This is a genomic window from Microvirga vignae (assembly GCF_001017175.1).
GTDB lineage: Bacteria > Pseudomonadota > Alphaproteobacteria > Rhizobiales > Beijerinckiaceae > Microvirga > Microvirga vignae.
Genome location: NZ_LCYG01000035.1, coordinates 28,730 through 52,189 on the forward strand (window position 1 = coordinate 28,730; position 23,460 = coordinate 52,189).

General features: G+C 60.2%; 18 protein-coding genes. 7 read left to right on the forward strand and 11 right to left on the reverse strand.

The features are described from left to right. Positions 1-108 precede the first annotated feature (108 nt). The 6 genes from AA309_RS14570 (at position 109) to AA309_RS14595 (ending at position 11,576) form a co-directional block, all read left to right on the forward strand. Complete coding sequence (locus AA309_RS14570) at positions 109-1,341, forward strand: 3-methyl-2-oxobutanoate dehydrogenase (2-methylpropanoyl-transferring) subunit alpha (protein ID WP_047189757.1); 1,233 nt, start codon at positions 109-111, stop codon at positions 1,339-1,341. 3 nt (positions 1,342-1,344) lie between these two features. Further along, positions 1,345-2,358, forward strand: a complete 1,014-nt coding sequence (locus AA309_RS14575; protein WP_047189758.1) for an alpha-ketoacid dehydrogenase subunit beta — start codon at positions 1,345-1,347, stop codon at positions 2,356-2,358. A 1-nt stretch (position 2,359) separates the two neighbouring features. Then, complete coding sequence (locus tag AA309_RS14580; RefSeq protein ID WP_047189759.1) at positions 2,360-3,676, forward strand: dihydrolipoamide acetyltransferase family protein; 1,317 nt, start codon at positions 2,360-2,362, stop codon at positions 3,674-3,676. Between the two features lie 4 nt (positions 3,677-3,680). Further along, a complete protein-coding gene (gene lpdA / locus AA309_RS14585) occupies positions 3,681-5,078 on the forward strand; it encodes a dihydrolipoyl dehydrogenase (protein ID WP_047189760.1) in 1,398 nt (465 codons plus the stop codon). A gap of 211 nt (positions 5,079-5,289) precedes the next feature. After that, entirely contained in the window at positions 5,290-7,269 is a 1,980-nt protein-coding gene (locus AA309_RS14590; protein WP_244470362.1) for an autotransporter assembly complex protein TamA, read from the forward strand. Next, positions 7,269-11,576, forward strand: coding sequence for a translocation/assembly module TamB domain-containing protein (locus tag AA309_RS14595; RefSeq protein ID WP_047189761.1), 4,308 nt, complete (start codon positions 7,269-7,271; stop codon positions 11,574-11,576). Before AA309_RS14590 ends, AA309_RS14595 begins: the two co-directional genes overlap by 1 nt. Positions 11,577-11,873: 297 nt before the next feature. On the opposite strand, the gene AA309_RS33135 is transcribed toward AA309_RS14595, so the two are convergent. From AA309_RS33135 to AA309_RS14640, 10 genes are all read right to left on the reverse strand, one after another. Further along, positions 11,874-12,122: an aldo/keto reductase gene (locus AA309_RS33135; RefSeq protein WP_200901990.1), complete on the reverse strand. Its 249-nt coding sequence runs from the start codon at positions 12,120-12,122 to the stop codon at positions 11,874-11,876. 144 nt (positions 12,123-12,266) lie between these two features. Beyond that, a complete protein-coding gene (locus AA309_RS14600) occupies positions 12,267-13,178 on the reverse strand; it encodes a ribokinase (protein ID WP_047189762.1) in 912 nt (303 codons plus the stop codon). Positions 13,179-13,208: 30 nt separating this feature from the next. After that, a complete protein-coding gene (rpiB, locus tag AA309_RS14605) occupies positions 13,209-13,655 on the reverse strand; it encodes a ribose 5-phosphate isomerase B (protein ID WP_047189763.1) in 447 nt (148 codons plus the stop codon). A 69-nt stretch (positions 13,656-13,724) separates the two neighbouring features. After that, the gene (locus AA309_RS14610; protein WP_425286883.1) at positions 13,725-14,516 is read right to left on the reverse strand and encodes a transporter substrate-binding domain-containing protein; all 792 of its coding nucleotides are present in this window, start codon (positions 14,514-14,516) and stop codon (positions 13,725-13,727) included. A 33-nt stretch (positions 14,517-14,549) separates the two neighbouring features. Continuing rightward, positions 14,550-15,317, reverse strand: coding sequence for an amino acid ABC transporter ATP-binding protein (locus AA309_RS14615; RefSeq protein WP_047189765.1), 768 nt, complete (start codon positions 15,315-15,317; stop codon positions 14,550-14,552). Between the two features lies 1 nt (position 15,318). Continuing rightward, entirely contained in the window at positions 15,319-15,987 is a 669-nt protein-coding gene (locus AA309_RS14620; RefSeq protein ID WP_047189766.1) for an amino acid ABC transporter permease, read from the reverse strand. Positions 15,988-16,000: 13 nt separating this feature from the next. Further along, positions 16,001-16,684, reverse strand: a complete 684-nt coding sequence (locus tag AA309_RS14625) for an amino acid ABC transporter permease (protein WP_047189777.1) — start codon at positions 16,682-16,684, stop codon at positions 16,001-16,003. Positions 16,685-16,700: 16 nt separating this feature from the next. Beyond that, a complete protein-coding gene (locus AA309_RS14630; RefSeq protein ID WP_280136906.1) occupies positions 16,701-17,633 on the reverse strand; it encodes an NAD(P)-dependent oxidoreductase in 933 nt (310 codons plus the stop codon). Further along, positions 17,630-18,382, reverse strand: coding sequence for a FadR/GntR family transcriptional regulator (locus AA309_RS14635; RefSeq protein ID WP_047189778.1), 753 nt, complete (start codon positions 18,380-18,382; stop codon positions 17,630-17,632). The genes AA309_RS14630 and AA309_RS14635 overlap by 4 nt, the downstream gene beginning before the upstream one ends. Before the next feature lie 1,462 nt (positions 18,383-19,844). Continuing rightward, positions 19,845-20,138 carry a DUF6894 family protein gene (locus AA309_RS14640; RefSeq protein ID WP_047189768.1) on the reverse strand — a complete coding sequence of 98 codons (294 nt, stop codon included), beginning with the start codon at positions 20,136-20,138 and terminating at the stop codon, positions 19,845-19,847. Positions 20,139-20,297: 159 nt separating this feature from the next. On the opposite strand from AA309_RS14640, the gene AA309_RS14645 reads away from it, so the two are divergent. Further along, the gene (locus tag AA309_RS14645) at positions 20,298-20,960 is read left to right on the forward strand and encodes a LuxR C-terminal-related transcriptional regulator (RefSeq protein ID WP_047189769.1); all 663 of its coding nucleotides are present in this window, start codon (positions 20,298-20,300) and stop codon (positions 20,958-20,960) included. A gap of 336 nt (positions 20,961-21,296) precedes the next feature. Here AA309_RS14645 and AA309_RS14650 read toward each other — a convergent pair whose 3' ends face one another. Further along, positions 21,297-23,282 carry a M10 family metallopeptidase C-terminal domain-containing protein gene (locus AA309_RS14650; protein WP_047189770.1) on the reverse strand — a complete coding sequence of 662 codons (1,986 nt, stop codon included), beginning with the start codon at positions 23,280-23,282 and terminating at the stop codon, positions 21,297-21,299. Positions 23,283-23,460: the final 178 nt, after the last annotated feature.

Sequence of the window (23,460 nt, forward strand, 5' to 3'; positions counted from 1 at the left end):
GGAGCTGCTCGAGACGCGGGGCATCGAAGGCGCGCTTGATGGAAACAGCCACGCCTATAGCCGGAGGGTGTTTCGTTCCTAGTTTTGTCTACGGGAGAACGAAACGCCATGAATGACTTCCGACCCTTGACCCTCCATGTTCCGGAGCCAGCCGTTCGTCCGGGAGGAACTCCTGATTTTTCCAATGTGAAGATTCCCAAGGCCGGGGCTGTGCCTCGGCCCGAGGTGGATGCAAATCCGGAAGATATCCGTGACCTCGCCTTCTCCATCATCCGCGTCCTGAACCGGGCTGGAGAAGCCGTCGGGCCATGGGCAGGTCTCCTGAGCGACGAGGAACTCGTCGAGGGCATGCGGAACATGATGACGCTGCGCACCTTCGACGCGAGGATGCTGATCGCCCAGAGGCAGGGAAAAACGTCCTTCTACATGCAACATCTAGGCGAGGAAGCGATCAGCTGCGCCTTCCGTAAAGCGCTCCTGCCTGGGGACATGAACTTTCCGACTTACCGGCAGGCTGGGCTCCTGATTGCCAGCGGCTATCCCATGGTCGACATGATGTGCCAAGTGTACTCAAACTCGCGCGACCCGCTAAAAGGCCGTCAGCTCCCCGTCATGTATTCCTCGAAGGAGCACGGGTTCTTCACGATTTCGGGCAATCTCGCGACCCAATACGTCCAGGCCGTCGGCTGGGCGATGGCATCGGCGATCCGGAACGACACCAGGATCGCAGCAGCCTGGATCGGTGATGGTTCGACAGCGGAGTCGGACTTTCACGCTGCCCTTGTCTTCGCCTCCACTTACAAAGCGCCTGTGATCCTCAATATCGTCAATAATCAATGGGCGATATCGACGTTTCAGGGCATCGCGCGGGGCGGTGCGGGAACCTTCGCGGCACGGGGATTGGGCTTCGGCATCCCGTCGCTCCGGGTCGACGGCAATGACTATCTCGCCGTTTATGCTGTCGCGAAATGGGCCGCAGAGCGCGCCCGCCGCAATCTCGGGCCGACACTCGTCGAATACGTGACCTATCGGGCCGGAGCGCATTCGACCTCTGACGATCCCTCTGCCTATCGTCCCAAGACAGAATCTGATGCCTGGCCCCTCGGCGATCCCATCATCCGCCTGAAAAACCACCTGGTCATTCGTGGAGTCTGGTCCGAGGAGCGGCACAAGCAGGCCGAGGCTGAAATCCTCGATAGCGTGATCGCGGCTCAGAAGGAGGCCGAAAGCTACGGCACGCTTCATGCCGGAGGAAAGCCTTCAGCGCGGGACATGTTCGAGGGGGTCTATGCCGAGATGCCGCCGCATCTGCGCCGACAGCGTCAGCAGGCGGGAGTTTGAGCCATGGCACGCATGACCATGATCGAGGCCATTCGCGATGCGATGGACGTGATGATGGCGCGCGACGAGCGCGTCGTTGTCTTCGGCGAGGATGTGGGATACTTCGGTGGCGTCTTTCGCTGCACGGCAGGCCTTCAGCAGAAATACGGCAAGACACGATGCTTCGACGCCCCGATCAGCGAGTCCGGTATTGTCGGCACCGCCATCGGTATGGCGACCTATGGTCTTCGTCCCTGCATTGAGATCCAGTTCGCCGATTATATGTATCCGGCCTACGACCAGATCGTGTCCGAGGCCGCTCGCCTGCGCTATCGCTCGAATGGTGAGTTCACCTGCCCGCTGGTGATCAGAATGCCGACTGGCGGCGGCATTTTCGGTGGCCAGACTCACAGTCAGAGCCCCGAGGCGTTGTTCACCCATGTCGCGGGATTGAAAACCGTGGTGCCGTCGAACCCTTATGATGCCAAGGGCCTTCTGATCGCGGCCATTGAGGATCCGGATCCGGTCATCTTCCTGGAGCCGAAGCGGCTCTACAACGGTCCCTTCGACGGTCATCACGACCGCCCGGTCACGCCTTGGTCGAAGCATGAACTCGGGGAGGTCCCGTCAGGGTATTTCATCCATCCCCTCGGCAAGGCATCGGTCGTGCGAGAAGGGTCAGCCATGACCGTGCTGGCCTATGGCACTATGGTCTATGTGGCTCAGGCGGCCGTGGCGGAGATTGGTATCGATGCGGAGATCATCGACCTGCGAACCCTGGTTCCTCTCGACATGGAGACCATTGCGGCTTCGGTCAAGAAGACAGGTCGCTGCGTGGTCGTTCATGAGGCCACGCTCACATCAGGTTTTGGTGCGGAACTGGCTGCCCTTGTCCAGGAGGCGTGCTTCTTCCAGCTGGAGGCGCCGATTACGCGAGTGACCGGATGGGACACGCCTTATCCCCATGCGCAGGAATGGGATTATTTCCCAGGACCTGCTCGCGTCGGGCGCGCGCTCGTCGAGACGATGGAGGCCTGACATGGGTGAGCACGTCATCAAGATGCCCGATGTGGGCGAGGGGATCGCCGAGGCCGAACTCGTCGAGTGGCACGTCAAGGTTGGCGATCTCGTCCGCGAGGATACGCTGCTGGCCGCTGTCATGACCGACAAGGCGACGGTAGAAATTCCCTCTCCCGTCGAAGGCGAGGTTCTCTGGCTTGGCGCCGAGATCGGAGACGTGGTCGCAATTGGCTCGCCTCTGATCCGTCTCAAGGTCGAAGGCGAGGGCTCGGTCGCATCGTCGGCTCCAATTGAAGAGAAGAAGGACAAGGTTCCGGCGCAGGTGGCTGCAAGCAAGCCGGTGGCCGTCGAGCCACCTGCGGAGCCCGGTGCCCCAATCAGGCTCATGACGCCGCGCACACCTGGCGAGGCGGCCCGGAATCATGCCCCGAGAATGCCCCGTCCAGCTCTTGCGCGAGCGGAGGGTGAAAGGCCGATCGCATCGCCAGCCGTGCGCCTGAGGGCACGCGAAGCAGGCATCGATCTGCGGCAGGTGCCCGGCACGGGCCCTGGGGGACGCATCACGCATGATGATCTCGATGCCTTCTTCGCACACGGGCCGCAGGGGGCTCGTGAGCCGGGTCTCATGCCGAAAACGTCCGTCGAGCAGATCAAGGTTGTTGGTCTGCGCCGCAAGATCGCGGAGAGGATGGCGATCTCGAAGTCGCGTATTCCTCACATCACCTACGTGGAAGAAGTCGACGTGACGACTCTCGAGGATTTGCGCTCGGCGCTCAATGCGAACAAGCGTTCCGACAGGCCGAAGCTCACTATCTTGCCGTTCCTCATGAGGGCCATGGTGAGGGCGATTGCCGAGCACCCGCATCTGAATGCGCTCTACGACGACGAAGCTGGCATCGTCCACCAGCATGCGGGCGTCCATATCGGCATCGCGACGCAGACCGCTTCCGGTCTTGTCGTGCCTGTCGTCCGGCATGCGGAAGCACTCGATCTTTGGGGCTGTGCCGCCGAACTGAACCGGCTTGCAGAGGCCGCGAAATCCGGCACGGCGACGCGTGAGGATTTGAGCGGGTCAACCATCACCATCACGTCGCTGGGCGCGATGGGCGGCATCGTCACAACGCCAGTGATCAATCATCCCGAGGTCGCCATCATCGGCGTCAACAAGATCGTGGTGCGACCAGTGTGGAATGGATCGGACTTCACCCCTCGCAAAATGATGAATCTGTCGTCCAGCTTCGATCACCGGGTCGTCGATGGTTGGGATGCAGCTGTCTTCGTGCAGCGCATCAAGACGCTTCTGGAAACGCCGGCGATGATCTTCGTGGAGGCTTGAACCGATGAAAGACATGTCGTGCAAGCTCCTCGTCATCGGCGCGGGACCAGGGGGCTATGTTTGCGCCATCCGCGCTGGGCAGCTTGGCATGGATACGGTGATCGTCGACATCAGAAAACCTGGCGGAACCTGCCTCAATGTCGGCTGCATCCCCTCCAAGGCAATCATCCATGCGGCCGAAGAGTATGACAGGATCGTTCACTTGGCGTCCGGCCGGAATCCTCTCGGGATCACAACAACGAAACCGGGGATCGATCTTGCCCGGACCGTTGCTTGGAAGGACGGCATCGTCAGCCGCCTCAACAGCGGCGTGTCAGGCCTGCTCAAGCGCTCGCGGGTGAAGGTGGTCGAGGGCTGGGCGCGCTTCCGCGATGGCAAAACGGTCGAGGTGGAGACGGAAACCGGACGGCAGATCATCCGCGCTGAGAATGTTGTGATTGCAACGGGATCGGCCCCGGCCGAGCTGCCGAACCTGCCCTTTGGAGGGCCCGTGATTTCTTCGACCGAGGCGTTGGCACTGACTGAGGTTCCAGAGAAGCTTGTTGTCGTTGGGGGAGGCTATATCGGCCTGGAGCTTGGGACCGCCTTTTCCAAGTTGGGTGCACAAGTAACCGTCGTCGAAGCGCAGGCTCGCATCCTTCCGCAATACGATGCCGAGCTGACCCGGCCCGTTGCGAAGAGGCTGCAGGCTCTCGGCGTGAAGATCGTGACCGGCGCGAAGGCAAGAGGCTTAGCGAAAGGAGACAGCGCACTCTTGGTGGAAAACGGAAGTGGGGCCGAGACGTCGCTTCCTGCGGACAGGATTCTCGTCACGGTTGGGCGAAGGCCGGTCACGCAGGGCTGGGGACTGGAGGAGCTTGTCCTCGATATGGACGGACCCTTCATTCGGATCGGAGAGCGATGCGAAACCTCGATGCGGGGGATCTATGCCATCGGTGACGTCACAGGCGAGCCGATGCTGGCTCATCGCGCCATGGCGCAGGGAGAAATGGTGGCCGAGATCGTCGCTGGTCACAAACGCGTTTGGGATAAGCGGGGCATTCCAGCCATATGCTTCACCGATCCCGAGATCGTCATCGCTGGCCTGACACCAGACGAAGCGGGTAGGGCCGGGACGGAGGTTCGGGTGGGGCATTTCCCCTTTTCGGCCAATGGCCGCGCGATGACGAGGTTGGGTGAAGATGGATTCGTGCGCGTGGTCGCACGAGCGGATAATCATCTGGTGCTCGGAATTCAGGCAGTGGGGCAGGGCGTATCTGAACTCGCCGCTGCCTTTAGCCTCGCCGTCGAGATGGGCGCGCGCCTCGAAGATATTGCAGGCACGATTCACGCGCATCCGACACAGGGAGAAGCATTCCAGGAGGCAGCTCTGAAGGCTCTAGGACGTGAGCTTCATATTTGATGTTATCATGACACGTCAGTCCGCCTTTATGGCTCGATAAAGGCCACGGGGATACCTTGTGCATGCGCTCCTCGTTGGGAAACAGGTTTCGCGTCACTCAGAGTGGATTATGGCGAATTGCGGTCTGAGCGTCCTAGATTCTGCCCTATTTGAACGCGAAGTCATGAGACGTAGCGAAGGTTCATTTTGATAGTTTGTAGTTAGGGTGCTCGTGGCTCAGTCGGTATGGTCGGGAACCAGGAAATGCGCCTCTCTGGTTCTTCTTGTGGGACTTTTGTCCGGCGGGGTATTTATTCCGCATGCCGTTGCATTCGACTTCTTCGGCCTCTTCGGGAGGGATGAGACGCCACCACCTCCGAACGCGGACACGCTGCCGTACTCTCTCGATTTTGCGGTCGCAGGCAGAGACAGGAAGATCGTCCAAATCCTCAAGGATGTTTCAACGCTCCAAAGCCTGAAGAACGATCCACCTCCGGATGCAGACGCTCTGGTGCGCCGTGCGGAAGCCGATCTGCCTCGCCTCAACGATGCGCTCTGGGGAGCAGGCTACTACAATGCTCGCATCGCTATCACGGTCGCAGGGGTTCCTCTGACACTCCAGGCACTGCGTCCTGAAGCTGCTACCCGCGCCGCGACATTCTATCGATCGCGGGCGCTCGTGCCCATCCAGGTCGCAGTCGATCCCGGGGCGCAATTCGTTCTCCGGAATGTCACCGTTCTGGATGCAAGGACCGGTCGCCCGTTTCTGCCAAATGAGCTGCCGCCTCGCATCGCCAGGATCGGGCCCGGCGATGCCGCGCGCGCAGCCGATATCGTGGCGGCCCAGGCGCGGATAGTTGATCACTTTCGCGCCCAGTCGCGGCCCTTCGCCAAAGTGACCGAGCAGAACCCTGTGGTCGTTCATCCAGCCCACGTCATGGACATCAGTCTGACGGTCGACCCGGGACCACAGGCGGGCATCGGGGAGATCACCGTCCGAGGCGCAGAGAATGTGGACCCGGCGGTGGTGCGCTCGTTCATCTACACCGACCCGGGCGATCCCTATTCGCCCGCAGAACTCGCCTCGATGCGCAAGTCGATCCTGAGCATCGAGGCGCTGTCCTCCGTTCGCATACGCGAGGGAGAGATGCTCGATGCCTATGGCAATCTGCCTCTCTTCATCGATATTACGGAGCGCCAGCCTCGTGTCATCGGTGCCTCGGTGCAGTACTCGACAACCGATGGCCCGGCGGTCCGAGCCTATTGGGCGCACCGGAATCTGTTTGGGGGCGCCGAGCGGCTAAGATTAGAAGGCAGTCTTTTCTATCTCACGGAGAATGGCGGCCGTCTGGATGACGACGATGAGTTCGATTGGGACGATCTCGGTGGCCGCTTTCGCGCGAGCTTCCTGAAACCGGCACTGTGGGGAACGCGCAACGACTTCCTGGCCGAGGCTTTGGTCGAACGCGAACGCACGGAGGGCTACACAAGCCGCCTCGTCAACGCAACGGCGGGTATTCGCCACCGCTTCAGCGAAACCTTCTCGATTCAGGGCGGCATCGAGTACGAGAAGGGGCAGGCGTCGGACGTTCTCGGGCAGGTCGACTACACCCTCGTCGGATTGCCGCTTTCCGTCACCTACGATTCCACGGACAACACGCTCGATCCCACGCGCGGCATGAAGCTGCTGGCATCGGTGACACCTTACCCGGATTTCCTCGGCTCGTCGGTTCCGATGACGGTCGCGAGGGGAACGGCCTCTGCCTATTGGTCCATCGATGACGAGTCCCGCTATGTGCTTGCAGGCCGCCTTGGCCTTGGTTCGATCGTCGGAGCAGAGCTCGAGGAGATCCCGGCCAACCGGCGCTTCTTCGCCGGCGGCGGCGGTTCGGTGCGGGGCTTCGGCTATCGCTCTTTGAGCCCGACATTCTTAGGAGAGCCTATCGGAGGGCGCAGCCTGCTTGAGGCCTCCCTTGAGGCGCGCATCAAGGTCACCGACACCATCGGCATCGTGCCTTTCGTCGATGCGGGAACCGCCTTCGAGTCGAGTTTTCCGGATTTCGACGAGACCATCCGCGTCTCGGCAGGCCTGGGCCTGCGCTATTACACCGGGATCGGGCCGATCCGCCTCGATATCGCGACACCTCTTCGCCGCGACAGAGGGGACGACCGTTCCTTTGCCATCTATGTCGGCATCGGACAGGCTTTCTGATGATCAAGCTGCGCCGCCATCTCGCTCTCTTTGCTATCACCGTGGCTCTGGTTCTCGGCTTCCTCTGGTGGATCGCCGCTGGCTCGCCCAGCCGGGCCCAGACCGATCAGAGCGTTCTGGCCAATCTGATCTCGCGTTTGCTGTCAACGCCCACCACACGGGTCAGCATCGGCAGCATCGAAGGCGCGCTGTCCTCGAATGCAGTGATCAGGGACGTCCGTATCTCGGACCGTAACGGCGTCTGGCTGTCGCTCGATCGTGCGCGTCTGGTCTGGACACGCACGGCGCTGCTGCGGGGACGTCTTGAGGTCAACGAGCTACAGATCGACCGTCTGCAGATTCCGCGCAAGCCGGTGTCAACGGAAGAGGAGGAGGCCGCCGTTTCCGACGAGCCGATCCTTCCCGACCTGCCTGTAAAGGTGATCGTGGAGAGATTGACCTTGCAGGAACTTGCTCTCGGAGAGCCAGTGCTCGGGACGGCCGCACGACTCTCGGCTCAAGGCTCGGCCGATCTCGGCGATCCATCGGAAGGACTCAAGCTCGATTTCGCCGCGCAGCGCCTCGATGCGCCCGGACGCCTCTCGATCAATCTCAATTATGTGCCACAAACCAACCGCCTTGCGCTCGACCTGACACATCAGGAGCCAGCGGGCGGCATTGCCGCTCGTCTAATCGACCTTCCTGGCCTACCGCCGGTCGATCTCAAGCTTGCTGGCGAAGGTCCCTTGAGTGGGTTCATCGCGCGTCTCGATTTTTACGCCGGCCCAACCATTGGTGCTGCAGGCGCAACAACCGTCAGGCGAGCAGGTGCGGCCTACACTATCGATGCCAATCTGGCGGCACGGATCGAGGGGCTTCTGCCCGCACCGGTTGCGCCCGTCTTCTCGGGGACGACCCAGGTCCTGGGGAACGTGGCGGTCGGTGATGACGGCAGCCTACGACTCCAGCCGGTTCGCATCACCTCGAGTGTGGCCAGCTTCGACTTGGCGGGCACCGTCAGTGCGAGTCATGCTCTCGATCTGACCGTGCAGGCCCGCGCATTGCCGACCGATGGTTTCATGACCCGTGCGGGTGACGCGGAGATCCGTCGTCTCGACTTTGACGGCACCGTGCAGGGAACCATGACGGCTCCTCGCATCAACGGCTCTCTCGACGCTACAGGAGTCCGGCTGCCGCAGGGATCGCTGGACACTCTCAGTGCCCGCATCGCGATGATCCCGTTGAGGGATGTGGCTATCCCTGATCGCTTCTCCTTTACCGTCGATGCAAGAGCGAACGGCATCCAGCCCGCCGACAGAGCTTTCGCTCGCGCAATGGGCCCGACCTTATCGCTGACCGCCAACGGCACATTCGACCGCGACGGCATTGCCAGCGTTGATGCGGCCCGCCTCGAAACATCCACCGCCCAAGCTGGCTTCACCGGTCGGATCGGCGCGACGGTTCTGGACGGCAACCTCGATGCCAAGATCCCGATGCTTGCTGCCTTTTCTGGCGTTGCCGGCCGGACGCTGCGCGGCTCAGCATCACTTCAGGCGAAACTATCGGGCAATCCGCGACGGGCCGATATCGCGGCAGCGGTCGATGCCAACCTGCGGGAACTCTCGACAGGGACGCCGTCGCTCGATGGTCTTCTCGGCCGCTCAGTGACAGCGAACGGCGTCGTGCACCGGATCCCAGGTGGGTTCGCCTTCGAAAATTTCCGTGTCGATGGAGCACATCTCGATGCGCGCGCGGATGGTCGCGCCACGCAAAGCACAGCCGACATCGGGCTTGACATGACCGTCGACGACCTCAGGCGTGTGGACCCGCGCATCAGCGCAGGTCGAGCGGAGGTTGCGGCGCGTCTATCGGGCTCTCTGGAAAGGCCGGATGTGAGAGCGACCGCGACATTGGCCGATGTGCGTGCGCTCAATCGGCCGATCCCTCGCCTCGTAGTCACGCTGAACGCGAAGAATGTGACGGGCACCCTCGATGCCGCTCTCGATCTCGAGGGGCAGGTGGGTGCAAAGCCAGCGAACGGCACCGTTCATCTTGCCCGACCGGCCGAAGGCGGCTGGCTTCTGGACCGGCTCAATGTGAATGTCGGCTCTGTATCGCTGAACGGGGATCTGCGCATCGGCTCTGACCGGTTGGCGCAGGGGCGGATCTCTCTTTCCGGAAGCAATCTCGACGATCTCAGTCCGCTGCTGCTGACCAAGCTCGATGGATCGGTCGGCGCTGACATCACACTCAACGCCCCGAACGGGCGGCAAGAGATCTCGATAGCTGCAAGAGGCTCTCGCGTGGCCGTTACTAACGTGACGGTACAGGATTTTGATGCGCGGCTTACCGTCTCCAACCTCTACGCGCGCCCCATGATCGACGGCACAATCCAAGCCGATTCGCTGACTGCGGCCGGGCAAACCTTCAGGACTGTGCGCCTTACGGCAGAGGGCTCGCCAGACGCATCGATTATCATTGCCTCTGCCGTGGGGCAGGGCTTCGATCTCAATGCACAGGCACGCTTGGTGCCAGGCGACGCAACGCGCGTCGAACTCGCGAGCTTCACGGCGCGGCGTGGCGGCAGGCGCCTCGCCCTGGCGCAGCCCGCCAGCATTTCCCTGCAGAACGGCACGGCTACCATTAACGGCCTCGTGATAGCGGCCGACCAGGGTCGTGTCGGCGTGTCCGGCATCGTGGGTAATCGGCTCGATCTGTCGGTCGATATCCGCAACCTGCCTTTACAGATCGCCGAAATCGCCGTTCCCAATCTGGGTCTCGCAGGCACTGTGAACGGAAGCGCCACGGTCGGAGGGGAGGCAAGCAATCCGAGCGGAACCTATGACTTGAGAATTGCGGGGCTTGCAACTTCGGAAACACGTCAAGCCGGTCTGCCCCCGCTCGCAGTGACGGCACAAGGTCGGATCGCCGACCAGAGAGCGACGATTGACGCGGAAATTGCTGAGGGACGTTTCGGAACGCTGAAGCTCTCGGGCAGCGTCCCTCTCGATCTGACGGATGAACTTGCCCTAAAAATATCGGGGCGAACCGACCTCGCGGTAGCGAACTCGTTCCTTTCGGCTGGCGGCCAACGCCTGACCGGAAGCATCGCGCTCGATCTGACGATTGCCGGCCCAGCCGCGGAACCAAGGGTTCAAGGCATCGTCACGCTCGCCGGTGGCAGCTTCGTCGATTCCCTGCAAGGAATCCAACTGAACGCCATCGATGGACGGTTTGCCGCACGTGGCCAGACCTTCGTCATCGAGCGTCTGAGCGCCCGCACCCCGAATGGCGGATCGCTCGCGGCCAGCGGACAGGTGACCATTGATGCTGCTGCCGGATGGCCTGCCGACATTCGAATCACAGGCACTCGTGCCCAACTCGTATCGAGCGAGATCGTAGACACGAGTGCCGACCTCGATCTCGCGATTTCCGGACCGCTCACGAGCAGGCCGCGCGTAGCTGGCCGGGTCGATATCATCACGATGAATGTTTCCGTGCCAGACCGCCTGCCAACGACCTTTAGGCCGTTACCGGGAACCAAGCACGTTCAGCCGCCCCCAGCGGCTGCGGCGCGGCTCGCCTTGGCGCGCAAGCGGCAGGACGCCAGTTCACGCGGGCGTCCATTCAGCGCCGACCTCGATCTCGTCATTACTGCGCAGAATCGCATCTTCGTGCGGGGGCGTGGAATCAATGCCGAACTCGGCGGCGACCTGCGCCTCCAGGGCACGTCCCGGGATCCTGTTGCCATCGGTGCTTTCGAGCTTCGACGGGGGCGTCTCGATCTTATCGGCCGCCGTATCGATTTCGTGCGAGGGCGGCTGGATTTCACAGGCGATCTCACGCCGTCGCTCGACTTCCTGGCTGAGACCCAGGCGGGTGAGGTGACGGCCCGCATCGCAGTGAGCGGGCCTGCCTCGCGACCCGAATTCGCCTTCAGCTCAAGCCCCGATCTGCCCCAGGACGAAGTGCTCTCGCGCATTCTGTTCCAGCGTCCCTCTGGTGGCCTCTCGGCGGGTCAGGCGCTACAGCTCGCGCAGACCGTGGCACAGCTCTCCGGAGGAACCGGGACGGAAGCCTTCGAAAGCCTGCGCCGCTCGCTTGGTGTCGACAGCCTCGACATCACCGTCGATGCCTCCGGCGGCCCTGCCGTCGGTGTGTCGCGTTATATCAGCGACAATGTCCGCGTAGGTGTCAGGGCGGGGGCGCGACCTGAAGAAAGCGGTGTCACGGTCGATGTGGATCTGACGCGGCGCCTCAAGGCGCAAGGTGCCGTCGACGCCGAGGGTGGAACCTCCGTCGGCGTGGGCTTCGAATGGGAGTACTGAAGAGACGCTCTCAGTCCTCTTTCCAGCTCTCGCCAACAGCAGATTTGTCTTTGAGGTCAAACGTCTAAAGCTGGACTACGCTGGACTTCCGGGTGGGGTCGCAACCTCACCATTCGCCGGGCGAGTTCGGTCAGTGTTGAGTTCCGCCAAGCTGCCGCAGTGATGCATCACTATTAGGGCCAGCCTTGTACGGTCAGAGCTTTATCCAGATAATTAGCCAGTTGGCCAGGAATGATGGCAGAGAGGGTGCCCTATTAAATCGTTTGTTGTGGGCTCCTGCGGCCCTTCGAAGCACGTTCAGCGTAGATCCGGATACGGTCCCAAACGATTGCCGCAATCGAGAGCATCGATCGCAAGCATATCGAATCTATCCAGCTCAAAGTCGAAAATTGTAATATTCTCAACGATGCGAGAAGGGGTCGCCGACTCTGGAATTGCAATATTGCCCTTCTGCATGTGCCAGCGCAGGATTACCTGAGCAGAACTTTTCCGATGTTTCTCAGCAACTGCGCAGATAATGGGTTCATCGACTGCGCCCTTCGCCAAGGGCTCCAGGCTTTACGGAAGGAACAGAGGCCATGAGAAACTCCGGGTTCGACGTATCTCGCCCACGACGTTGCGCAGATCGGGCTCAGAGACAGGGTTGATCCGATCGGTCTCGGCTCCGAGCGAGGCCTGTTACCGAGCCGCTCAATCAATTCCAAGTTGCTCCCGTGTCGGCATGCCTGTCTGAGCACCATGGGCCAGGCAGGCCAGCGATGCCCCAAGGCAGGCTCGTTCAAGGGCTGTCGTGAAGGGAAACCCCTCATCGAGGCTGCTGGCCAGGATACCGACGAAAGTGTCGCCCGCCCCAGTCGTGTCGACAGGTCGTATGGGCTTCGCTTCAACGGTCTCATGGTGCCCATCGGGGTGAAACGCAAAGGCTCCGCGCGCCCCTGCCGTCACAACACATATGCAGCCGGTTCGCGACAGATGGGCTCCGGCTTCTTCTAAAGCGGCCGTCTCGCACCCGAGGAGTGCTGCCGCCGCGATAGCCTCGTGCTCGTTGACGACGAAGATATCGGTCGCATTGACGAGATCCGAGAGATCCGGCTCCGAGAACTTCGAGGGAGCCGGCGCGAAGTTCCAGACAACGCGGCCGCCGGCAGCGCGGACACGCTGGGCGACGCTGAGAGATCCAGGGAAGGGGACCTCCATCTGGAAGACGGCAACAGTAGAGGCATCGATCGCGAAATTGCGGATCGATGCTTCCGTTAGCGTAGCATTCGCCCCGCTCGCAACGGTGATCGCATTTTCGCCGTGCTCATCAACGGTGATGAAGGCACAGCCGGTCGGCTCAGTACTGTTGGCGACCAGATCAGCCACGACACCATTGCGACTGAGATTGTCGCGCGCGGATCGGCCGAAGGCATCGTCACCGATGCAGCCTGCGAGCGCTACCCGATGCGGCAATGATGCTCTCGCGGCAGCGATCGCTTGGTTAGCGCCCTTTCCGCCGAATAAGGTCTCATAGCCCGGCGAGAGGACAGTTTCGCCCGGGCGCGGGATTGAGGCCACGCGGGCAACAAGATCAATGTTGATCGAACCAAAAACAAGGATCATGTCGCACGCGCTCCCTTTCCTAGGTCGTTTTCAGTCTTCGGCGTCCATGGCGTGAAGCTTTTCCACGCGACGGCGGCAGTCCTCATCGGTGGAGAATTCCGCCGACAGGTAGGACGAGACGAGATCCTGTGCGAGCCAGGAACCGACGATCTTGGCACCGATACACATCACATTGACGTCGTCATGCTCAACGGATTGGTGCGCCGAGTGGATGTCGTGGCAAACAGCAGCGCGAATGCCCTTGACCTTGTTGGCAGCGATCGACGCGCCGACGCCTGTGCCGCAGACCATGATGCCGCGCTCGGCTTCGCCGGACTTCACTTTCTCGGTCAGTGCGCGGGCGATGTCCGGAAAATCGACAGGTTTGTCATCGAAGGATCCTACGTCGATGACCTCATGTCCGAGTGTGCGTACGTGCTCGACCACCGCATTCTTGAGAGGCCATCCGGCGTGGTCCGATCCGATTACGACGCGCATTGAAAAAACCTTTTGTTTCGTGATTGCAGGCCGAGTGGTGCCGGAGGCACCACTCGAATTCTTCCAGGCTCAGCTCCGCATTTCCTGCGGGAGCTCGCTGCCATGGAACTTCTTGTAGATCTCGTTCAGCTTGCCGTTCTTCAAGTTGGTCGAAATCCATTCATTGAGCTTCTCGACCAAGCGCGGCTCACCCTTGCGCACACCGATGGCAAGATCGAAGGTGCGAATGAGAACCTTCGGCTCGAACGTGCGGGACGGGTTCTTCACGCCGATCTGGTTCGCAATCGTTGCCGAAGTCGCAACGCAGTCCGCCTGTCCGGAGACGGCGGCCGTCACCATCGTGGCGTCGTCATCGAAGCGGGCGAGAGTGAGGTTCCGATCCTTCATGTTCGACAGCTCGGTATCCTGCGTCGTACCGCGGGAGACAGCAATGGTCTTGCCCTTCAGGTCTTCCCAGCTCTTCGCTTCAACGGTCTTCAGGCACGCGACGACAGACTGCAACGCTGCATAGGCCTTGGTGAAGTCGATGACCTTGGCACGCTCTGGCGTGACCGACAGGGTCGAGATGATGATATCCGCCTTGTTCGTCTGGATGTTCGGAATACGGGTCGCGCCGGTGGTTTGCACGAATTCGAGCTCAAGACCAAGGTCTTTCGCCAGAAGCTGAGCTGTCTCCACGTCCGATCCTGTCGGCTTGAGATTCGCGTCCATCATGCCGGACGGCGGAATCGCCATGTCGGTCGCAATGCGGATCTTCTTCGCCTTCATGATATCGTCGAGCAGGTCAGCATGTGCTGCGGTGGTGCCGAGTGCTACCATGCAGGTCATTGCGACTGCGGCAGCCGAAAGCGGACGCTTCATCATCGTCGTTGTCTCCCTAGTCTTGGTTGTCGTTTACAGCCCTGTACCAACGAACTGGGCCAGTTCCGGAGTTGCGGGCGAGGTTAGGATCGCGGCAGGTCCGGTCTCATGGACCTTCCCACGGTGCATGAACACCACCCGGTTGGCGATACCTCTGGCAAATCCCATCTCGTGCGTGACCATCACCATGGTCATGCCGTCCGCAGCGAGCGCCTCGATGACTTTCAGGACCTCGCCGGTTAATTCCGGGTCGAGGGCTGAAGTCACTTCATCGAACAGCATCACCTTGGGCTGCATGGCGAGCGAACGGGCAATCGCTGCTCGCTGCTGCTGGCCGCCGGAGAGTTGTTCGGGATACTGGTGGAGCTTGTCTTCCAGGCCTACCTGAGCGAGGACCCGCCGCGCCTCCTCCTTTGCTTCGGCCTTTGAAACGCCCTTCACGGAACACGGCGCGAGCGTGATGTTCTCCTCGATGGTCAGGTGGGGGAACAAGTTGTAGCTCTGGAAGACGATGCCGACATCCTGACGGAGAGCTCTCAGATCGAGCTTCGGATCGCTGACGCGATGGTCGCACACGACGATCTCGCCGCTGTCGATCCTCTCGAACCGGTCGATGCAGCGGAGGGCGGTGCTCTTGCCGGATCCGCTACGGCCGATGAGGACGAGAACCTCTCCCCGATCGACCTCGAAACTGACACCGTCGAGAACCTTGAGCGTGCCGAAGCTCTTGTGCACGTTCTTGAGGGAAACGACTGGCGATTGGGTTGCTGCGTTCGTTGCTGCGTTCAAAGTCTTGTGCATGTCAGGCAGTCCCGAGAGAGAGGCGGGCAGGGCCGCTGCGCGTTTCCAGGCGGCGGCTGATGCGCGAGATCGGATAGCAAAGGGCAAAATAGATTCCGGCGATGATGGTGTAGATCAGGAAGGGCTCGAACAGGGAGTTGTTGATGATCTGGCCCGACCGCGCGAGCTCCACGAAGCCGACCACCGAAGCCAGCGAGGTGTTCTTGATGATCTGCACCATGAAGCCCACAGTCGGCGGCGTAGCGATCCGGATTGCCTGTGGCAGGATGACCTTCATCATCCGCTGGGAGCGGCTGAGGGCAAGCCCTTCCGCCGCTTCCCACTGCGGCCTCGGAACCGACTCGATGCTGCCACGCCAGATTTCGCCCAGATATGCGCCGACATAGATCGTGAGCGACGCGCTGGCGGCGGTAAGGGGGGAGACGGTCACGCCGAGCGTCGGCAGGCCGAAATAGGTCAGGAACATAATGACGAGAAGCGGGGTGCCCTGGATGAGCTGGACATAGCCGGCGCTGAGAAGTCGTACGATCCTGTTGGGCGAAATGCGGCAAAGGGCAATAATGAATCCGGCGATACCACCACCCAGCAGGCCGATGAGCGACAGACCGATTGTCCACAGGGCTCCATAGCCCAGAAACATGAGGTGATTGGCATTCAGGGTGCCGCCCATCTTATTATCCTCCTCACAAAGGGGTGCCGAGGCGTCGACGGCGCGGAAAAATGACGAGGCCGAGGAGCCAGAACCCGGCGCGCATGATCAGCGACAGGACAATGTAGACGAGCGCGACGAGAATATAGGTCTCAAAGGCGCGGTAGGTGTCGGATTGCACGTAGTTTGCAACCGCCGTCAGTTCCTCCGCCGAGATCTGGGATGTCACCGACGAAGCGAGCATCAGCAGCACGAACTGGCTGGTCAACGATGGGTAGACCTTCTCGATTGCCGGCCACATGACCACGTGCCAATAGATCTGTGCACGGGACAACGCCAGACCTTCGGCGGCCTCGATCTGTCCGCGGGGAATGGAGTCGAAGCCCGCGCGGATGATTTCGGTCGTGTATGCGCCGACATTGATCGTGAGGGCTGCTGCTGCGACCACGAACGCGGAAAACTTCAGCCCGAGGCTAGCCAGTCCAAAATAGACGAGGAATATCTGCACCAGAAGCGGTGTATTGCGGATCGCCTCGACATAGATACCGCAGATCCGCGAAACGATCGGATGGTGGCTGCGTCGTCCGATGGCGCCAAGAACGCCGATGGCCGTGCCCAACATGGTCGCGATGAAGGCGAGTTGAAGGGTGAGAAGCGCCCCATCGAAGAAGGTGGGCCATCGCTCGATGATGCTGGCGAAGTCCAGATTGAGGTTCATGCCAATCCGATCCTGATCACGCAACCGTTTGATTGGTCATCCGGTCGTAGACCCGGAAAAGAGCCTGATTGCCGTTCATGCCCTCGCCATGGGCGCGTGCCTCGACATACTGGCTGGTCACGAGCGCAGTTCCAGGCAGCGGGACAGAGAGCGAGAGCGCCTGCTCCTGCACGAGACGCAGGTCCTTCAGCATCAAGTCGATGCGGAAACCAGCGGAAGCATCGCCGGCGATCATTGCCGGCCCTAACTTGTCGAGCATCCAGGATGCGGCCGAGCCTCCGAGGAGCACATTACGGAGCTGATCGAGGTCCACCCCGGAGGCGCGGCCAAGCGCAAGCGCTTCGCAGATAGCCTGGAGGTTGATGGCGCAAACGAGTTGGTTGCAGAGCTTGACCGTCTGTCCGGCTCCGGCCTCACCCACATGGGTGATCGTTGTGCCCATGGCACGGAAATACGGCTCGGCACACAGGAAGGCATCCCTGTCGCCCCCAACCATGATCGAAAGTGAGGCATTCTTGGCACCGACAGGTCCGCCGGATACGGGCGCGTCGAGGAACGACACGCCTGCAGCCTTGAGATCGGCATGCATGCGCCGGACGGCGACCGGCGAGATCGTGCTCATGTCAATGAAGAGTCGGCCCCGTGGCGGCGACGTAAGAAGGCCACCTTCGCCATAGACGATCTCCTCGACCTGCGGCGTGTCCGGGAGCATGGAAATGACAACATCCGCGTCTCGCGCGGCGTCCGCCAGGCTTTCAAATCCCGTAACGCCATGGAGGAGGAGATCGTCCACGGCTTCCTTGCGGACGTCGTAGGCACGGACGGCATAGCCTGCCTTGAGCAGATTGAGGGCCATTTCACGCCCCATCGTGCCGAGGCCCGCAAAGCCGACTGTTCCCTTATGGTCGTTTCGCTCCATCATGGTGTTTCGCTCTTGTGGTGTTGTCACGGGGCGTTCTGGGATCCGGATTCGCCGATTGCTGCACGACGGCGGAAATCGTCGCCGATCGCGAAATGCTCGCGCATGACCTTTTCCGCATGCTCGGGATCGCGTCCTACGATGGCGTCAAAGATGCGGCGATGATCCTCGATCAGGTAGGTCTTCATCGTGTCAAAGACCTGAAGGAGTTCTCGCCGTCCCCGATGGGAGCGCATCAGAATACCGGACATGGAGTCGTGCAAAACGATGAGCGTCTCGGATTTTCCCGCCATCACCACCGCGCGATGAAATTCGAAGTCGGCCACGCCACCGGTATCGGCATCGTCGATTGTTTCGACGATGCGCGCGAGCGCTTGCTGCAATCTCTCGAAATCGGACACCGTCGCCCGCTCGGCGGCAAGCCTGACGGCTTGGCATTCGATCGCGATGCGCGCCTGCATCACATCGTCGATGACGTCGGATTGCTGCGCGAACGCGAAGGTGAAAAAGTCGTTGAGGACAGACAGATCAGGACGGCGAACGATGGTGCCGACCCGGTCGCGAATTTCCACGACGCCGAGGACCGTCAGCGCGCGCAGCGCCTCGCGCAGGATAGGTCGGCTGACACCGAGCTGCGCAGCGAGATCGCGTTCAGGGATAAGGCGGTCACCCGGTCGCAATGAGCCCGCGAGCAGGCGCTCGCGCAAGAAGGCGAAAACCTTCTCAAACCCTTTGCCGCCACTCTCCCTAAGCCGCGTGATTTCAAGATCAGCGGTCATGTATCTTACCTTGGTCAGACCAAGATACATACCACGGTCGCCCAGTCAAGCGTGGAGCGTGCTTTCATAGATCCCGATGGTGTTGAGACGGCTTCCAGATCGTCATGGGGGAAGCGGAGATACGGATGAGGCCCGGGCTGGCTCCCAAGATAGGCAAGATAGTAGAGGCAAAATGGATGTTGGCTTTGAGCCATTTTCTACTTGGAGAATGTCCGCAACTGGCACGGAGCAGAAATTACGCGTTGGTCCGCTCGTTAGGCTCAGGCAGATATTCGTAAGGGAGCAGGGGATGTCCGGATCCCCAAGGTGCCCCTTTCCACTGCGCTACAGAGTTGTGTGGATATTGAGCGTTACTGTTTCGGTGTTGCAGGCGATGCTCGCTGTTGGAACCTAGGTCTTGCCCCTCAGTTCACCCTAGGCGCCTTTACTGGACGATCCTTGACGCCACCTCAGACTCAGGAATGTTCGCGCACATTCTTCTTGGTGTCGTCCCAATGGAGATTCACATGCGGAAGGTCCTTCTTTTGGCAGTTGGATTGGCCCTCGTTGGAACATCAGCATGGAGCCAGAGTTCGTCGCGGAACGATGATGATCGTCGGGACCGCTGGCATGATGACTATGACAGATGGGACAGGGATCGGGGCGAACGGGATGAACGGCACGGACGCGCCATGCGTGAGGACGACGATCGCTCGGGCCGTAACGCTCGGTTCTTCGTGCGAAGCGGCGATACCCAGCTTCGCGTCGTCTGTGGTGATCGGGAGTCCACACAGACCTGCGTCGATTCAGCCCTGCGGATCTTTGACAGAGTGCAATCACAGCCTCGCGCCGCCACGGGTTCGCCGACTCCTCCCGCCCCCCAATAATAGATGGAGATCGGCGGTGGCTGGACGATAACCGCCGCCGATCACTCAGCATTATTCCTCGCAAACGCGGTAGCGTCTGATAACAATGTCGCCGAAGCGGTTTCTCTCCCGCCGACGTTCAAAATAGCAATCCCGGTCGCGCCATCTTGGGCCGCGCTCCCAAGCTCTCTCTCGGTCCCAGTCCCGGTCCCGCCAATCGCGGCTATCCCAATCCTGATCCATCTGGGGCTGTGCGGAAACACCCCCCGCGAGACCACTGGTGAGTAGGCACCCCACGAGTGCGGCTGATAAGGTTTTTAGCCTGAGCATAGGTTACCTCGGGCCGCTGATTGAACATGCGAGACAACGGGTTCGGGGAAGCCTCGTTCCTGGATCAACCCGGTTGCCAAGCCTTGGCCCAAACTGTGAGCAGCCGCCGCTGTTGTTCGTTGGAAACTTCAATGGCCTGTGCCTGCACCTGTCGCAGGTTAGGGCTTAGTCCGCATCCGGACCTATGCAGACCTTGGAGATGGGCAAGGAGACTTCAGAACCTGATCTAAAACTGACATTCTGGCACGACTTTGCGGGTGCCAAGTTTGTGATGAAGCCTCTTCAGGCTAGTGGACGCCATTCGATGCAGCCGACAAACTCTGCAAGAGATCCCAGATCTCGGTACTTTGTTGCACGGGCATCATCAGAACCGTCCGCCCGTCTGAATCGGCTACTTCGAAGTGCATCTCCGGCCGATTGACCGCTTCTTTTATGAATTCATCTCCGCTTTGGATGGCCTCCATCAGCAATGCGAAACTAGCGGACGGTTCAATGCCATCCTGATCTTCGATCAAGCCAAACCCGTCCCGTAAATGGAAATGGTAGAGCCCCGTCTGGGCACCTGCCGTCTGATGTTTCACTGCTGCACTTCATCTTAGTAAGCTCACTCGACGTCTTTGCCTATTTGGCTAAACGGCCTAATCCGTTCCCATCCCCTCGGCCATTTGTCCTAAGGAACCGCGGCACTCCCGGATGCATTCCTAAACAAGCTCCTGTGAGTACTCCGAAAGGAGAGTTTTATGGATAAGGCTGGTCAAGTCGCGCTGGTCGCTGACAAGGATGAATATTTCAGATTGGCTCTTCAGACGATGCTGACGGACCAGCTTGGGTTTAATGGTATTGTGCACGTCACGTCCCTCGACGAGGCCCTGGAACAACTCTCTCAAAAACCAGGTAAGACACTGGCGTTGTTTGATCACACGCTGCCTGGGATTAAGAGTGTTGCTTGTCTGACGGCCGTGCGAGATTGCTTCCCCAATCTTCGGCTGGCGGTCTTATCAATGTCGCACCGCAAGGAGGATATCCTTGCAGCATTGGAAGCCGGAATTCATGGCTATGTTCCGAAGACGATCAGTCCGACTCAACTCATAGCGGCATTGAGGCTGATCATGGATGGCCTGATTTATGTTCCGCCATTGGTTGCATCTATCCGACCTGCCTCCGAAGGAGTGCAGGAGTTGAAGGCTGTACCGGCGAAGAAGCCTCCGATCGACAACCTAAGCCCGCGCCAAAGAGAAGTCCTCAAGCTTCTGATGCAAGGTAAATCAAACAAAGAGATCGCGCAGACCATGAACCTTGGCGAGGGAACGGTCAAAGTTCATATGGCGGCACTGTTTCGAGTATTCGGAGCCAGGTCGCGGGCTGCCGTGGCAGCGGCAGGATCACAACTTCTTTCCAGTTAGTGGTCCTGAGGTTTCACAGAGCAATGGAGGCTTGATGGGACAGGGAGATCCGCGACACCATAGCCTTATCGGCTAGGTTCCTGCCCTCAGTCAGGGACGTTGTGGCTTTGGGATTGGTGCGGAGTGGCGTGGCTTGGCCTCTTGCACAAGCCGGAACTGCACCGGGGCCGAGGCCCAGTCCCAGGGTGTTTGCAGTGGATATATGCAAGGTGTGAGCAGGCTCTGCCCAGCCGCATTCTTCACTTCAAAAACAAAACCAGGGCGCTCTATCCGAGCGCAGTCTTTCCACTGATCGAAATCTACCCACTCACTCATCGAGAAATCCTCCTCATTCGCTCAGAGATAGAAATCATCCTTTGCGAGGGACGACGCACCTGAGACGTTGATCTGGAAATCCGCCATCTTGTCGCCGTTGACATCTCCGGACAGGACACCGCTGCCAATCTTCAGCTGACCCGCTTGGCCAGTGAACGGCTTGCCGTCGATAAAGACAAAGGCCTGATCACCGGCGGCTGCAACATTGGCATCGATTGTACGCAGATCGATATGATCAAACCCGCGTACGAAATCCTTGATCGTATCTCGCATGCCTGGCAGTGAGTCCTTGATGCTGTCGAAATCGAAGACATCCGCACCTGCGCCCCCGGACAGCATGTCGACGCCAGCGCCGCCACGCAGCACATCGTTGCCGCCGCGCCCGTACAGATAATCATTCCCCGCGCCGCCTCGAATCACATTGGCAGCATCATTGCCTCGTAGGGAATCGGCATAGTTGCTGCCAGTCAGGTTCTCGATGCTCACATAGGTGTCACCGTACGCGTCTCGGGTATTGTTGGAGGCGGACATCAAGTCGGCGACAAGGCCCTTCATGGCTGTCGCATAACCGGCAGTGTCCGTGCCGGTCCCACCATCAAGATAGTCGCGACCAACCCCGCCGGTCAGCACATCAGCGCCATCCTTGCCATAGAGCTTGTCATTGCCGCCTTTACCGTCGAGTGTATCATTTCCCGCTCCGCCAGAACGCGTGTCGTCTCCCGCTCCACCGCTGAGGCTGAGATTCCTGGGAGCCGTGGTGATCGCACTGCTCGTTATCTCGGATAAAGAATAAGCCTTGTCCGAGAACCGGAACCACTCTGCGCTTTTGACACGATCCTTGCCATCCGGTGTGCCAGAGCGCAGATCCGTGATCTGGAGCGATCCGTCCGATAGCTTTGAGACGCTGTAATTCGAGCGTAGTCCACTAAACACAACGGTGTCTGTCCCCGGACCGCCTTCCAGGACGTCATTGCCCTTTCCGCCGACAAGGCGGTCACTGCCATCCCCGCCAATGAGCGAGTTTGCCGCGTCATTTCCAGTCAGGCTATCGCTGCCCGAGCCGCCAACAGCGTTCTCGATGAGGGAACGGACGTCACCCTTGTAGAGCAACGCGTTTGCAATGTTTCCAACCGCGACCTTCGAGCCGTCATAGTGCAGTTGTGCGAGCTGGGCTGTCGAGGTGGTGGTCCACTGTCCCGGTCGCAGATCAACCTTCAGGTTGCTGGTATAATTCGAGAAGTCATAGGTGTCGGTTCCGCCACCATCCCACACCGTCAGGAGGATCTTTTTGCCGCCGGGCGCCCCTTGGCCGACGCCGTTGACCATCATCTCGCCGGTGATCGGGTTCCACTTGTAGGTCGTGTTGCCGCTGTTGGTGGTGTGGTTGGCGCCGTACATATGCTGGAGAGCTGCAATGTCGTACATCATGAGCGACTGCGAGTAGCCCCAGGTTTCATTGACATAGCCGCTGGTGGTGGAGGCGCCGACGTACGAGCGATAGCTCATCACTGTGTACTCTATCGAGTCCCGGTCTGCCGGCATGACAAAGTGCTCATGCGCATGCTCCAGGCCGAGCGCATGGCCGATCTCATGCATGAAGGTGAGATGGGCGTAGTTGCCTTTCACAGGAGTATTGTAGTCGGTGCTGTTGAACCAAGCATCCCCGCCGATGGCGCTGGTCGTTGGAAAGTATGCCCAGGCCGTGCCGGGCAAATCAGACTCGGCAAAGCGCAGATCTGCATGCTGCGTAGCGGTCTCAACCATCTCGGTGAAGCTGAGATTTGCAACCGAGGCATACATCTTCAGGGATGAGCGAACCACCGCCTGCTGCGTTGTGTTCAACGCACCAAACTTGTTTGCGGTCTCACCGCTGCCGTAACCAGCGCCGTAGAAGGAGGCGTTTGTTGGAAAGCTGTAGGTAAAGCTGTTGACCGCCCATTTCAGGTCCGCCAAGACACCATCAATGTAAGCATTACCGGTCGAGATGTACGAAGCAACCGCAGGCATAAAACCATCCAGTTCGAGAAGTAAGGTCTGTTCTTCTGCAGCGGAGCAGGCGGCATGCTGCAGAAAGCCGTGCCGACAAAAAGGGCTCTGGCCGCCTATGTTCGTTGGGGATGATATAGTTGGATCCGACTGGCCATTCTATTCGGGCAGACAGATTAGGCCGTGTGGACGGATTGGG

Coding starts and splice junctions, on each gene's coding strand:
- AA309_RS14570 (WP_047189757.1), top strand. CDS start 109: ATGAATGACTTCCGACCCTTGACCCTCCATGTTCCGGAGCCAGCCGTT.
- AA309_RS14575 (WP_047189758.1), top strand. CDS start 1,345: ATGGCACGCATGACCATGATCGAGGCCATTCGCGATGCGATGGACGTG.
- AA309_RS14580 (WP_047189759.1), top strand. CDS start 2,360: ATGGGTGAGCACGTCATCAAGATGCCCGATGTGGGCGAGGGGATCGCC.
- lpdA (WP_047189760.1), top strand. CDS start 3,681: ATGAAAGACATGTCGTGCAAGCTCCTCGTCATCGGCGCGGGACCAGGG.
- AA309_RS14595 (WP_047189761.1), top strand. CDS start 7,269: ATGATCAAGCTGCGCCGCCATCTCGCTCTCTTTGCTATCACCGTGGCT.
- AA309_RS14600 (WP_047189762.1), bottom strand. CDS start 13,178: ATGATCCTTGTTTTTGGTTCGATCAACATTGATCTTGTTGCCCGCGTG.
- rpiB (WP_047189763.1), bottom strand. CDS start 13,655: ATGCGCGTCGTAATCGGATCGGACCACGCCGGATGGCCTCTCAAGAAT.
- AA309_RS14610 (WP_425286883.1), bottom strand. CDS start 14,516: ATGAAGCGTCCGCTTTCGGCTGCCGCAGTCGCAATGACCTGCATGGTA.
- AA309_RS14615 (WP_047189765.1), bottom strand. CDS start 15,317: ATGCACAAGACTTTGAACGCAGCAACGAACGCAGCAACCCAATCGCCA.
- AA309_RS14620 (WP_047189766.1), bottom strand. CDS start 15,987: ATGGGCGGCACCCTGAATGCCAATCACCTCATGTTTCTGGGCTATGGA.
- AA309_RS14625 (WP_047189777.1), bottom strand. CDS start 16,684: ATGAACCTCAATCTGGACTTCGCCAGCATCATCGAGCGATGGCCCACC.
- AA309_RS14635 (WP_047189778.1), bottom strand. CDS start 18,382: ATGACCGCTGATCTTGAAATCACGCGGCTTAGGGAGAGTGGCGGCAAA.
- AA309_RS14645 (WP_047189769.1), top strand. CDS start 20,298: ATGGATAAGGCTGGTCAAGTCGCGCTGGTCGCTGACAAGGATGAATAT.
- AA309_RS14650 (WP_047189770.1), bottom strand. CDS start 23,282: ATGCCTGCGGTTGCTTCGTACATCTCGACCGGTAATGCTTACATTGAT.